The following is a 13,194-nucleotide window of genomic DNA, read 5'->3' on the forward strand; positions in this document are numbered from 1 at the left end:
CACATTTTTTTTACAAACTGAATTTTTGCACGTCGAACGCGGTTTGCCCCAGCAGGGGCAGGGTTTGGCTGAAATGCTTCGCCTCACCACTGGTCCAGAATCTGACTGGTTGGTCAGGCCCTGCGGCGAGCAGATCGCGTTCGGCCAAAAGGCGCTGGAGTTGTCGCGCTACAGCGGCACCGGTATCGATCAGGCTGATGGTCTCGGGGATCATCGACGCGAGCATCGGCTTGAGGAAGGGGTAGTGCGTGCAGCCGAGAATAATCGTGTCGCAACCGCTGGCCAGCAGCGGATCGACATACCCCTGCAGCAACGTGCGCAACTCGGCACTGTGCAGATCGCCGCTTTCAATCAATTCAACCAGACCGGGGCACGGCTGGGTGATCACGCGTACATCGGTGGCGAAGCGGTCGAGCAAGGCTGCGAACTTGGCACTCTGCAAGGTGCCAGTGGTGGCAAGCACACCGACCACGCCGCTGCGGGTAGCGGCAGCGGCCGGTTTGACCGCGGGCTCCATGCCGACAATCGGCCAGTCGGGAAAGTCGCGGCGCAGATCGGCAACAGCCGCCACGGTGGCGGTATTGCAGGCAACCACCAACGCCTTGGCGCCCTGCTCGCGGAAAAAACCGGCCATCACATTGCAACGCTGACGGATGAATTCCGGGGTTTTCTCGCCATACGGAATGTGCCCGCAATCGGCGAAGTACAGCAGCGACTCATTGGGCAACAAGCGCTGAATTTCAGCCAGTACCGACAAACCGCCGACACCGGAATCGAACACGCCGATCGGCGCCTCACGCATGTTGCGATCCACAGACGCTGCAACCCGGATCACGTTTGACGCGCAGTTCACGAAAGCGCGAACCCAAGGCATCGATCAGCAGCAAGCGGCCTACCAGCGGTTCACCAAAACCGACCAGCACCTTCAATGCCTCAAGCGCCTGAAGACTGCCGACCAGTCCCACCAGGGGCCCGACCACGCCGGCTTCGCTGCAGGTCAGTTCGGCTTCGCTGCCGTGCCCGTATAAACAGTGGTAGCACGGGCTCTCGGCGCGACGCGGGTCGAACACCGACAGTTGCCCTTCGAGGCGAATCGCCGCGCCGCTGACCAAGGGTTTGCGCGCAGCCACGCACGCGGCGTTGACGGCTTCGCGTGTGGAAAAATTATCCGAACAATCGAGCACCAGATCCACCGCCGCCACCGCCGCCGCGAGGGAATCCTCGTCCAGCGCCTGACGATGGGCGATCAGTTGAATCTCTGGATTGATCGCGCCCAGACGCTTGAGCGCCGAGTCGACCTTGCTCATGCCGACGCTGTCGGTGTCGTGAATGATCTGGCGCTGCAGGTTGGTCAGATCGACCGTGTCGAAGTCCGCCAGATGCAGCTCACCGACACCCGCCGCCGCCAGATACAACGCAACCGGCGCGCCGAGACCACCGAGGCCGACGATCAGGACGCGACTGTCCTTGAGCTTCAACTGGCCGTCGATGTCGATGTGTTGCAGCAGAATCTGCCGGCTGTAGCGCAGCAATTCCTGATCATTCAGCACGGCAGGCGCCCCAGGCTGATACGTTGATGGCCGCCCAGATCGGTGCGGCTGTGGACTTCTTCGAAACCGCGACAGAGCAGCAGATCGCGCACGGCTTCGGCTTGATCATAGCCGTGTTCGAGCATCAGCCAGCCACCGGCCTCCAGATACGCCGAGGCCTGGGCGACGATCAGACGCAGATCGTCGAGCCCGTCCTCACCGGCCACCAATGCACTGGCGGGTTCGAAGCGCACATCGCCTTCGATCAGATGCGGATCGGTCGCGGCAATGTACGGCGGGTTGCTGATGATCAGCTGAAAACGCTGACCTTCAAGCGCACTGAACCAATGACTGCTCAGCACCTTGGCATTGTTCAAATGCAGGCGTTGGCGATTACGCTCGGCCAGCGCCACGGCTTCGAGCACGCGATCCACGGCAGTGACCTGCCACGCTGGACGCTCGCTGGCCAGGGCCAAGGCAATCGCGCCACTGCCAGTGCCGAGGTCGAGGACTTTGGCCGGTGTCGCGGGTAGCAATTGCAGCGCAGCCTCCACCAACAACTCGGTGTCCGGGCGCGGGATCAGCGTGTGCGGTGCGACGTCCAGATCAAGTTTCCAGAAACCCTGCTGGCCGAGGATGTAAGCCACCGGCTCACCTGCGCGGCGGCGTTGCAGGTACTCGGCAAACTTCAGCGCGGCGTCAGTCGGCACGATGCGCTCGGGCCAGGTGTGGAGAAAGCTGCGCGATTTGCCCAGCGCCGCGGCCAGAAGCAATTCGGCGTCCAGACGTGCGGTCGGTGAATCCGGCAGGTCGGCGGCGCGCAACAGGCTGGCAATGATGGTCATTTATTCACCTATCGCCGCGAGTTGGTCGGCCTGGTATTCGGCCAGCAACGGCTCGATAACCGCCTCCACGCCACCGGCGAGAATTTCATCAAGCGAATACAGGGTCAGGTTGACGCGATGGTCGGTCACACGGCCCTGAGCAAAGTTGTAGGTGCGAATCCGCTCGGAACGGTCACCGGAACCGACGAGCAATTTGCGCTCGCTGGCGATGGCATTTGCCGCGGCAGCGGTTTGCTGATCGTTGAGTTTGGCCGACAACCAGGCCATCGCCCGCGCACGGTTTTTGTGCTGCGAACGCTCTTCCTGGCACTCGACAACGGTGCCGGTCGGCAAGTGCGTGATGCGGATCGCCGAGTCGGTCGTGTTGACGTGCTGACCACCGGCCCCGGAGGAGCGGAACGTGTCGACGCGCAAATCCGCCGGGTTGATCTCGATCGCTTCACGCTCGTCCGGCTCGGGCAACACCGCCACGGTGCAGGCCGAGGTGTGGATACGGCCCTGGGATTCGGTGGCGGGTACACGCTGTACGCGGTGCGCGCCGGATTCGAATTTCAGCTTGCCGTAAACGTTGTCGCCTTCAATGCGCGCAATGACTTCTTTATAGCCACCGTGTTCGCCTTCGTTTTCCGACAGGATCTCCACACGCCAGCCACGTCGCTCGGCGTAACGCGAGTACATGCGGAACAAATCGCCGGAGAAGATCGCCGCCTCGTCGCCACCGGTGCCGGCGCGAATTTCGAGGAACACGTTGCGCCCGTCGTTGGGATCCTTGGGCAGCAACATGCGTTGCAGATCGCCTTCCAGCGTGATCAGCGATTCTTTGGCTTCGCGGACTTCTTCCACAGCCATTTCACGCATGTCCGGGTCGCTGTCCTTGAGCAGCGCCTGCGCGCCTTCAAGATCGCTTTGTACGCTGAGCAGTTTTTTATAGGCGTGTACGACCGGCTCAAGTTCGGCGTATTCCTTGGAATAGGCGCGGAATTTAGTCTGATCGGAAATGACTTCGGCATCGCCGAGCAGCGCGGTCAGTTCCTCGAAACGGTCCTGGAGGATGTCCAGCTTATTGAGCAGTGACGCTTTCATTGCGGTTTTTTATCCGAAAAGCTATCCGGTGAGCCCTCGAGGGCAAAGAGTTCCTGAGCCATGGCCAGCGCATCGAGGCGGCCTTCGGCAGAAAGCTTTTTCAGTTGCACGCTGGGCGCATGCAACAGTTTATTGGTCAGGCCGCGGGCCAGTTGCCCCAGCACATCTTCGGCGTTGCCGCCGTTGGCCAGCAGGCGCAGGGCTTTTTGCAGCTCCTCGTCGCGCAGGCGTTCGCTCTGTTGACGATAGGCCTTGAGCACATCAACCGCTGCCAGTTCGCGCAGGCGCACCATGAAATCGCTGGCGCCGACCGAAACCATTTCTTCGGCCGCTTGTGCTGCGCCCTGACGACTCTTGAGGTTTTCAGCGACCACTTCGTGAAGATCGTCGACGCTATAGAGGTAAACGTCGTCGAGTTCGCCGACTTCCGGCTCGATATCCCGGGGAACGGCAATGTCGACCATGAAGATCGGCTTGTGCTTGCGCAGCTTCAATGCGCTCTCGACCGCACCTTTACCGAGGATCGGCAACTGACTGGCGGTCGAACTGATAACGATATCGCTGCGCACCAGTTCCGCCGGAATGTCCGACAGCAACACCGCGTGGGCGCCAAACTGCTCAGCCAGGAGGCTTGCGCGCTCCAGCGTACGGTTGGCGACAACGATGCGCTTGACCCCCAGCTCATGCAAATGGCGGGCGACCAGGGTGATGGTCTCGCCGGCGCCGATCAGCAAAGCCTGACTGCGTTGCAGGTCACTGAAAATCTGTTTCGCCAGACTGACCGCCGCAAACGCCACGGACACCGGGTTTTCACCGATGGCGGTGTCGGTACGCACCTGTTTGGCGGCATTGAAGGTTGCCTGGAACAGACGCCCGAGCAGCGGACCGATGGTGCCAGCCTCGCGGGCCACGGCGTAGGCCGATTTCATCTGGCCAAGAATCTGCGGTTCGCCCAGCACCAGCGAGTCGAGCCCGGAGGCGACGCGCATCATGTGACGAACTGCCGCATCATCTTCATGCACATAAGCACTCGCGCGCAGCTCTTCGAGGCTTAAATGGTGGTAGTCGGCGAGCCAGCGCAGCACGATATCTGCCGACAGCTGATCCTGTTCTATATAAAGCTCACTGCGATTGCAGGTGGAGAGGATCGCAGCTTCGCGGCTGTCGGTAAGTCGGCAGAGCTGCTGCAACGCCTCAACCAGCTGCTCAGGGGTAAAGGCCACGCGCTCGCGGACGTCTACTGAAGCAGTCTTGTGGTTGATACCGAGTGCAAGGAAGGCCATTCAAAGTCGCTGATGGTGACGTGAAGCCGGCAATTGTCCACCTTCGTCAGATTCAGAACAACTACCGCAGACTATTGTCCCAATTGTCGGCCCCTATAATGGGCACAATTGAGACTCGGTTATGTTTGGCCGAAGGCTTGTGTCATGATGATCCGACCGCAGGTTAGTCGTCCTCTTCCTATATGAATAGATCCTCCGCGTTGCTCCTCGCATTTGTCTTCCTCAGCGGCTGCCAGGCCTTGGCCCCCGTGTCGCCGGACGGTACGCCGCCGGTTGAAGACACCACCCCTGCGCCTGAAAAACCCAAGGTTTACAGCTCGTTCAGTGAAGAAACCGTGTTCAGCCTGCTGAGCGCCGAGCTCGCCGGCCAGCGCAATCGTTTCGACATTGCCCTGGACAACTACGTGACTCAGGCCATCAATACCCAGGATCCGGGCGTCTCCGAGCGCGCGTTCCGCATCGCTGAATACCTCGGTGCGGATCAGCCTGCGCTGGATACTGCATTGATCTGGGCGAAAAACGCGCCGGACGACCTCGAAGCGCAACGCGCCGCCGCCGTGCAACTGGCGCGTGCCGGGCGTTATGACGATTCGATGGTCTATATGGAGAAAGTCCTGCAAGGCAAGGGCGACACCCATTTCGACTTCCTCGCGCTGTCGGCGGCTGATACCGATCAGGAAACCCGCAACGGTCTGATGAAAAGTTTTGACCGCTTGTTGCAGCGTCACCCGAACAACAGTCAGCTGATTTTCGGCAAGGCCCTGCTCCTGCAACAGGATGGCGACAACAAAGCGGCGCTGGCACTGCTCGAAGACAATACGCCAGAGGATGGCGAAATCGCCCCGATTCTGCTGCGCGCCCGTCTGCTTCAGCTGTTGAACCGTGGCGACGAAGCCCTGCCACTGCTGCAAAAAAGCATCAGGAAATATCCGGACGACAAACGTCTGCGCCTGACTTATGCGCGGATGCTGGTTGAGCAGGATCGGATGGACGACGCCAAGGCCGAGTTCTCCAGCCTCGTTCAGCAGTACCCGGAAGACGACGAACTGCGTTATTCGCTGGCGCTGGTATGCCTGGAAGCCAAGGCCTGGGATGAGGCCAAAGGCTATCTGGAAGACCTGATCGCTCGGGAAAGCCATGTCGATTCGGCGCACCTGAACCTGGGGCGCATCGCCGAAGAACGCAACGACCCGCAGGGCGCATTGATCGAGTACGCCCAGGTAGGCCCGGGCAACGACTATCTGCCGGCACAGCTGCGTCAGGCCGATATCCTGATGAACAACGGCAAGACCGCCGAAGCCCAAAGCAAACTGGCGGCCGAACGCGATGAACAACCGGATTACGCGATTCAGCTGTATCTGATCGAGTCGGAAACCCTGTCTGCCAACAAACAGGACGACAAGGCCTGGAAGGTATTGCAACAAGCCTTGCTGCAATACCCCGACGATCTGAATCTGCTGTACACCCGGGCCATGCTCGCGGAAAAACGCAATGACCTGGCGCAGATGGAAAAAGACCTGCGCCTGATCATCAAGCGCGACCCGGACAACGCCATGGCGCTGAACGCTTTGGGCTACACCCTGTCTGATCGCACGACCCGCTACGCTGAAGCCAAGACGCTGATCGAGCAGGCACACCAGATCAATCCGGAAGACCCGGCGGTACTCGACAGCCTCGGCTGGGTGAATTTCCGCCTGGGCAATCTGGACGACGCCGAGAAATATCTGCGCCAAGCGCTGGAGCGTTTCCCTGACCACGAAGTCGCCGCACACCTGGGCGAAGTATTGTGGGTCAAGGGCAACCAGCGTGAAGCCAAACAAGTCTGGGGCAAATTCCTCAAGGATCAGCCCGACAGCACCATTCTGCGCAGCACCATCAAGCGCCTGACCGGATCCGAGACTCTTTAACTCATGTTTTTGCGCCACGTTATTGTTTTCAGCTTTATCGCCCTGCTCGCCGGTTGCGCGGGTTTCGGCGCTCGTGAATCGGTCGAAGGCCACGGCAGCCCGGCCCAATGGGCGGCGAACAAACAACAGCTGACCGGCCTCGACGGCTGGCAGATCGACGGCAAGATCGGCATCCGGGCACCGAAAGATTCCGGTAGCGGCACGCTGTTCTGGCTACAGCGTCAGGACTATTACGACATTCGCCTGTCCGGCCCGCTGGGTCGTGGCGCGGCACGCCTGACCGGGCGTCCGGGCAAAGTTTCGCTGGAAGTCGCCAATCAGGGCCGCTACGAATCGCAATCGCCGGAGACTTTGCTCGAAGAGCAGTTGGGCTGGAAATTGCCGGTGTCGAATCTGGCCTGGTGGGTCCGCGGCCTGCCTGCGCCGAACAGCAAAAGCCGACTGAATCTGGATGCCAACAGCCGCCTGGCCAACCTTGAACAGGATGGCTGGAAAGTCGAATACACCGCTTACACCGAACAAAACGGTTACTGGCTGCCCGAGCGCATCAAGATGCACGGCACCGACCTCGATGTGACGCTGGTGATCAAGACCTGGCAACCGCGCAAGTTGGGGCAATAACGCATGACCGCTGCACGCCTGACCCTGCCCTCGCCGGCCAAACTCAATCTGATGTTGCACATTCTGGGTCGCCGTGAAGACGGTTATCACGAGTTGCAGACCTTGTTTCAGTTTGTCGATTACGGCGATGAAATCACTTTTGCCGTACGCGATGACGGCGTGATTCAACTGCATACCGAATTTGCCGGCGTGCCGCATGACAGCAATCTGATCGTGCGTGCGGCGAAAATGCTTCAGCAACAGTCCGGCTGTGCGCTGGGCATCGACATCTGGATCGACAAGGTTCTGCCCATGGGCGGCGGCATTGGTGGCGGCAGCTCAAATGCCGCGACGACTTTGCTGGGTCTCAATCATCTGTGGCAACTGGGCTGGGATGAAGATCGGCTGGCGGCACTGGGTTTGTCGCTAGGCGCCGATGTTCCGGTTTTCGTCCGTGGTCACGCGGCGTTTGCCGAGGGCGTGGGCGAGAAACTCACTCCGGTGAACCCTGAAGAACCGTGGTATCTGGTGCTCGTGCCGCAAGTCTCTGTAAGTACGGCAGAAATTTTTTCCGATCCTTTGTTGACACGTAACACGCCGCCCATTAAAGTGCGCCCCGTTCCCGAGGGAAACAGTCGAAATGACTGCTTGCCGGTGGTTGCAAGGCGTTATCCAGAGGTACGTAACGCATTGGATTTGTTAGGTAAATTTACCGAAGCAAAGCTCACCGGAACTGGAAGTTGTGTGTTTGGGGGCTTCCCAAACAAAGCTGAAGCTGATAAAGTCTCGGCCCTTCTGACAGAGACCCTTACAGGGTTTGTAGCGAAAGGAAGCAACATTTCGATGTTGCATCGCAAGCTGCAAAGTCTGCTCTAAAGGAACCAGGTGCTCGGCACTTGATGCAACAGATACAGGGGCGTCGCCAAGCGGTAAGGCAGCAGGTTTTGATCCTGCCATGCGTTGGTTCGAATCCAGCCGCCCCTGCCATTTTCCATACTCATCCAGGTTACCCTCAGCCTCTAGGTACTGCGCGTGTCCAAGATGATGGTCTTTACGGGGAACGCTAACCCCGATCTGGCTCGGCGTGTTGTACGTCAGCTGCATATCCCTCTCGGTGACATCTCTGTCGGCAAATTTTCCGACGGCGAAATTACTGCCGAGATCAATGAAAATGTTCGTGGTAAAGACGTTTTCATTATTCAGCCGACTTGCGCTCCGACCAACGATAACCTGATGGAACTGGTAGTGATGGCTGACGCCTTCCGCCGCTCCTCGGCTACTCGTATCACTGCTGTTATTCCTTATTTTGGTTATGCCCGTCAGGATCGCCGTCCGCGTTCCGCACGTGTGGCTATCAGCGCGAAAGTCGTCGCTGACATGCTTACCGTAGTCGGCATCGACCGTGTTCTCACGGTTGATCTGCATGCTGACCAGATTCAGGGTTTCTTCGATATTCCGGTAGATAACATCTACGGCTCCCCGGTTCTGGTGGATGACATTGAAGATCAGCGCTTCGAAAACCTGATGATCGTTTCCCCTGACATTGGTGGCGTCGTGCGTGCACGTGCTGTTGCCAAGTCGCTGGGTGTTGATCTCGGGATCATCGACAAACGCCGTGAGAAAGCCAATCACTCTGAAGTGATGCATATCATCGGTGATGTCGAAGGGCGTACCTGTATTCTGGTCGATGACATGGTCGATACCGCCGGCACTCTGTGCCACGCGGCCAAGGCCCTGAAAGAGCATGGCGCAGCCAAGGTCTTTGCCTACTGCACACACCCTGTGCTGTCGGGTCGGGCCATCGAGAATATCGAAAATTCCGTGCTGGACGAGCTGGTGGTGACTAACACCATCCCGCTGTCCGCTGCAGCACAAGCCTGTGCACGTATCCGTCAACTGGATATTGCACCGGTAGTTGCCGAAGCGGTTCGCCGCATCAGCAATGAAGAATCGATCAGCGCGATGTTCCGCTAAGGGCCCTGCCCTTCTCGAAATGTCTCGTTGACGAAAAGCGCCCCGCCCCGGCATTCCTGTCGGGGCGGGGCTTTTTTGCCCATACCGTGTTAGGCGCTGGTCGCAAACGCCGCTCGGTCATGGCTATTTTGGAGATACAAAATGAACGATTTTACTCTGAATGCTGAAGTGCGTTCCGACCTGGGGAAAGGTGCGAGCCGCCGCCTGCGTCGTCTCGCCGCTCTGGTTCCAGCTGTTGTTTACGGTGGCGAAAAAGCCCCTGAATCCATCAGCATGCTGGCCAAAGAAGTTGCCAAACTGCTTGAAAACGACGCGGCTTACAGCCACATCATCGAGCTGAACGTTGGTGGCACCAAGCAGAACGTCATCATCAAAGCTCTGCAACGTCACCCGTCGAAAGGCCACGTTCTGCACGCTGACTTCGTACGCGTTGTAGCAGGTCAGAAACTGACCGCTATCGTGCCTGTGCACTTTGTTGGTGAAGAAGCTCCAGTGAAGAAAGGCGGCGAAATCTCGCACGTTACTTCGGAAATCGAAGTGACCTGCCTGCCGAAAGATCTGCCTGAGTTCATCGAAGTCGACCTGTCGAAAGCAGAAATCGGCACCATCATTCACCTGTCGGACCTCAAAGCTCCTAAAGGTGTTGAGTTCGTTGCTCTGGCACACGGCGATGACAAGGCTGTTGCCAACGTCCACGCTCCACGTGTTGCTCCAGAAGCTACCGAAGAAGGCGCAGCAGAGTAATTCACTCTGTGACGCCGGAGTGATCAAGTAACATCGCGGACTGGAACGTAGCGAGAAAGCGGGCGAGAACGCGGAGTTTACATCTATGGTAAATGAGCTTTTTTCGTCCACTTTCGCCGCTCTCCCTGATTGCGGCGATGTTATCCACCACTCCAAGGAAGGGCCCCTATCGTGACTGCCATCAAACTGATCGTTGGCCTGGGAAATCCAGGCGCTGAATACGAACAGACCCGGCATAACGCAGGGGCCCTTTTTGTTGAGCGCATCGCCGCCGCACAAGGTGTGAACCTTGTCGCCGATCGCAAATATTTCGGCCTGACCGGGCGCTATTCGCATCAAGGTCAGGATGTTCGTCTGCTGATTCCCACCACCTACATGAACCGCAGCGGCCAGGCCGTGGCGGCACTCGCCGGTTTTTTCCGCATCAAGCCTGAAGAAATCCTGGTGGCGCACGACGAACTCGACCTGCCTCCGGGCGTCGCCAAGCTCAAGCAGGGCGGCGGCCATGGCGGTCACAACGGGTTACGCGACATCATCGCGCAACTGGGCAATCAGAATACTTTCTACCGTCTGCGGCTTGGCATCGGCCACCCGGGCGTCGCCAGTATGGTTTCAAATTTCGTCCTGGGTCGTGCGCCACGCGCCGAACAGGAAAAACTCGATGCCAGCATCGACTTTGCCCTCGGCGTGCTGCCGGATATCCTCGCCGGAGAATGGAACCGTGCGATGAAAAACCTGCACAGCCAGAAGGCCTGACTCTTATCCGAGGGGAAACACCATGGGATTCAATTGCGGCATCGTCGGCCTGCCTAACGTCGGCAAGTCCACCCTGTTCAACGCGCTGACCAAATCCGGCATCGCGGCCGAGAACTTCCCCTTCTGCACGATCGAGCCTAACAGCGGCATCGTGCCGATGCCCGATACACGTCTGGACGCACTGGCGGCCATCGTCAATCCCAAGCGCATCCTGCCGACCACCATGGAATTCGTCGACATCGCTGGCCTGGTTGCCGGCGCCTCGAAAGGTGAAGGCCTGGGCAACAAGTTCCTCGCCAACATTCGCGAAACCGACGCCATCGCTCACGTGGTGCGCTGCTTCGAAGACGAAAACGTGATCCACGTTTCCAACAGCGTCGACCCGAAACGCGACATCGAAATCATCGACCTGGAACTGATCTTCGCCGACCTCGACAGCTGCGAGAAGCAACTGCAGAAAGTCGCGCGCAATGCCAAGGGCGGTGACAAGGACGCGGTCGTTCAGAAGGCTCTGCTGGAGCAACTGATCGCTCACTTCACCGAAGCCAAGCCTGCGCGCAGCCTGATGAAGTCCATGAGCGCTGACGAAAAAGCAGTGATCAAAGGCTTCCACCTGCTGACCACCAAGCCGGTCATGTACATCGCCAACGTCGCTGAAGACGGTTTCGAGAACAACCCGCACCTGGACGTTGTCCGCGCCATCGCCGAAGAAGAAGGCGCCATCGTTGTTCCGGTCTGCAACAAGATCGAAGCAGAGATCGCCGAGCTCGAAGACGGTGAAGAGAAGGACATGTTCCTCGAGGCCCTGGGCCTGGAAGAGCCTGGCCTGAACCGCGTCATTCGCGCCGGTTACGAAATGCTGCACTTGCAGACCTACTTCACCGCCGGCGTCGAAGAAGTCCGCGCTTGGACCGTCAAAGTCGGTGCCACTGCACCTCAGGCTGCTGGCGTGATCCACACCGACTTCGAAAAAGGCTTCATCCGCGCCGAAGTGATCGCCTACAACGACTTCATCCAGTACAAGGGCGAAGCCGGCACCAAAGAGGCCGGTAAATGGCGTCTGGAAGGCAAGGACTACATCGTCAAAGACGGCGACGTGATGCACTTCCGCTTCAACGTATAAAATCTGCACCCATGAAAAAGCCGCGTTTGATACGCGGCTTTTTTGTGTCTGAAATTTATGGCCCAACACATTCCTGCAATGGGTAATGCGTAAATCAGGGCTTTTTGGTGCGCGGCAAGAAAATCGCCAACACCCCAAACAACGGCAAGAACGAGCACAGGAAATACACGTATTCAATCCCGTGCACATCCGCCAGATGCCCAAGCAACGCAGCGCCAATCCCGCCAAAACCGAACATCAGACCGAAAAAGATCCCGGCAATCATCCCGACATTCCCCGGTACCAACTCTTGCGCGTACACCACAATCGCCGAGAACGCCGAAGCGAGGATAAAGCCGATTATCACGCTGAGCACACTGGTCCAGAACAGATCGACGTGAGGCATCAGCAGCGTAAACGGTGCCACTCCAAGAATCGAAAACCAGATCACAGCCTTACGCCCGATCTTGTCGCCAATCGGCCCGCCGAAGAACGTGCCCGCCGCCACCGCACCAAGGAACAGGAACAGGTGCAACTGCGAGCTGGCCACCGACAGGTCGAACTTCTCGATCAGGTAGAACGTGAAATAGCTGGTTAGGCTGGCCATGTAGAAGTACTTGGAGAACACCAGCAGGCCGAGTACCACCAGCGCACTGGTCACCCTGCCCTTTGACAGCCCGTGAGTCGCCGCCTGGCCCGCCTTGAGTTTGAAAAGGTTCAAGTGATGGGCGTACCAGCGACTGATGCGGTACAGCACGAACAGCGCAAACACCGCGAACAAACCGAACCACGCCACATTGCCCTGACCGAACGGAATGATGATTGCTGCCGCCAGCAATGGACCGAACGCGGAACCGGCGTTACCGCCGACCTGGAAGGTCGATTGCGCCAGACCAAAGCGCCCACCCGAGGCCAGTCGCGCGATCCGCGACGCCTCGGGGTGAAAGGTCGAGGAGCCGATGCCGATAAGCGCCGCCGCCAGCAGAATCATTGGAAAACTGCCGACTACCGACATCATCACGATGCCGATCAGCGTACAAATGGAGCCCGCCGGCAACAGCCATGGTTTCGGGTGCCGATCAGTGTGATACCCGACCCACGGCTGCAACAGCGAAGCGGTCAGCTGGAAGGTCAGAGTGATCAGCCCGATCTGGGTGAAGGTCAGGCCGTAGCTGGCCTTCAGCATTGGGTAGATCGACGGCAAAACCGACTGGATCAAGTCATTGATCAGATGCGCCAGTGCCACTGCGCCGATGATGCGCATCACCAGTGGGCTGCTTTGGGGTGGAGCGGACGCCGAAACAGTGGCGGTCGGAGCGTTGCTGATAGCCATGGAAATTTCCGGACAGCAGATGGGTGCACGCAGGCAGG

At 58.8% G+C, this 13,194-nt stretch carries 13 protein-coding genes and 1 tRNA gene; 8 read left to right on the forward strand and 6 right to left on the reverse strand.

The annotated features are described in order from the left end of the window. Window positions 1-10: 10 nt before the first annotated feature. Genes murI through hemA form a run of 5 tightly spaced genes read right to left on the reverse strand, consistent with a single transcriptional unit; the run spans window position 11 to window position 4,740 of the window. Entirely contained in the window at window positions 11-802 is a 792-nt protein-coding gene (murI, locus tag JJD74_RS17670) for a glutamate racemase (protein ID WP_200616226.1), read from the reverse strand. Further along, on the reverse strand, window positions 795-1,550 hold the full coding sequence (locus tag JJD74_RS17675; RefSeq protein WP_042561050.1) for a molybdopterin-synthase adenylyltransferase MoeB: 756 nt from the start codon (window positions 1,548-1,550) through the stop codon (window positions 795-797). The genes murI and JJD74_RS17675 overlap by 8 nt, the downstream gene beginning before the upstream one ends. Beyond that, window positions 1,544-2,374: a peptide chain release factor N(5)-glutamine methyltransferase gene (gene prmC / locus JJD74_RS17680; RefSeq protein WP_200616228.1), complete on the reverse strand. Its 831-nt coding sequence runs from the start codon at window positions 2,372-2,374 to the stop codon at window positions 1,544-1,546. The genes JJD74_RS17675 and prmC overlap by 7 nt, the downstream gene beginning before the upstream one ends. Continuing rightward, window positions 2,375-3,457, reverse strand: coding sequence for a peptide chain release factor 1 (gene prfA / locus JJD74_RS17685; protein ID WP_042561052.1), 1,083 nt, complete (start codon window positions 3,455-3,457; stop codon window positions 2,375-2,377). Beyond that, entirely contained in the window at window positions 3,454-4,740 is a 1,287-nt protein-coding gene (hemA, locus tag JJD74_RS17690) for a glutamyl-tRNA reductase (protein WP_042561053.1), read from the reverse strand. The genes prfA and hemA overlap by 4 nt, the downstream gene beginning before the upstream one ends. 182 nt (window positions 4,741-4,922) lie before the next feature. On the opposite strand from hemA, the gene JJD74_RS17695 reads away from it, so the two are divergent. The 8 genes from JJD74_RS17695 to ychF all read left to right on the forward strand — a co-directional run bounded on the left by JJD74_RS17695 (window position 4,923) and on the right by ychF (window position 11,844). Then, window positions 4,923-6,647, forward strand: a complete 1,725-nt coding sequence (locus tag JJD74_RS17695; RefSeq protein ID WP_115148149.1) for a tetratricopeptide repeat protein — start codon at window positions 4,923-4,925, stop codon at window positions 6,645-6,647. 3 nt (window positions 6,648-6,650) lie between these two features. Further along, complete coding sequence (gene lolB, locus JJD74_RS17700) at window positions 6,651-7,268, forward strand: lipoprotein insertase outer membrane protein LolB (protein ID WP_200616231.1); 618 nt, start codon at window positions 6,651-6,653, stop codon at window positions 7,266-7,268. 3 nt (window positions 7,269-7,271) lie between these two features. After that, on the forward strand, window positions 7,272-8,123 hold the full coding sequence (gene ispE / locus JJD74_RS17705; RefSeq protein WP_042561056.1) for a 4-(cytidine 5'-diphospho)-2-C-methyl-D-erythritol kinase: 852 nt from the start codon (window positions 7,272-7,274) through the stop codon (window positions 8,121-8,123). 36 nt (window positions 8,124-8,159) lie between these two features. Next, window positions 8,160-8,234, forward strand: a tRNA-Gln gene (locus JJD74_RS17710). A 45-nt stretch (window positions 8,235-8,279) separates the two neighbouring features. Continuing rightward, a complete protein-coding gene (locus tag JJD74_RS17715; RefSeq protein ID WP_003171603.1) occupies window positions 8,280-9,221 on the forward strand; it encodes a ribose-phosphate pyrophosphokinase in 942 nt (313 codons plus the stop codon). 141 nt (window positions 9,222-9,362) lie between these two features. Further along, window positions 9,363-9,965: a 50S ribosomal protein L25/general stress protein Ctc gene (locus JJD74_RS17720; RefSeq protein ID WP_042561057.1), complete on the forward strand. Its 603-nt coding sequence runs from the start codon at window positions 9,363-9,365 to the stop codon at window positions 9,963-9,965. 171 nt (window positions 9,966-10,136) lie between these two features. Beyond that, complete coding sequence (pth, locus tag JJD74_RS17725) at window positions 10,137-10,721, forward strand: aminoacyl-tRNA hydrolase (protein WP_003228164.1); 585 nt, start codon at window positions 10,137-10,139, stop codon at window positions 10,719-10,721. 22 nt (window positions 10,722-10,743) lie between these two features. Continuing rightward, window positions 10,744-11,844 (forward strand): redox-regulated ATPase YchF, encoded by a 1,101-nt coding sequence (gene ychF, locus JJD74_RS17730; RefSeq protein WP_042561059.1) that lies wholly within the window; start codon window positions 10,744-10,746, stop codon window positions 11,842-11,844. 94 nt (window positions 11,845-11,938) lie between these two features. On the opposite strand, the gene JJD74_RS17735 is transcribed toward ychF, so the two are convergent. Beyond that, window positions 11,939-13,156, reverse strand: coding sequence for an MFS transporter (locus tag JJD74_RS17735; protein ID WP_042561060.1), 1,218 nt, complete (start codon window positions 13,154-13,156; stop codon window positions 11,939-11,941). Window positions 13,157-13,194 lie beyond the last annotated feature (38 nt).

Source organism: Pseudomonas sp. MF6776, from assembly GCF_016613125.1.
In the GTDB taxonomy this organism is placed as follows: domain Bacteria; phylum Pseudomonadota; class Gammaproteobacteria; order Pseudomonadales; family Pseudomonadaceae; genus Aquipseudomonas; species Aquipseudomonas iridis.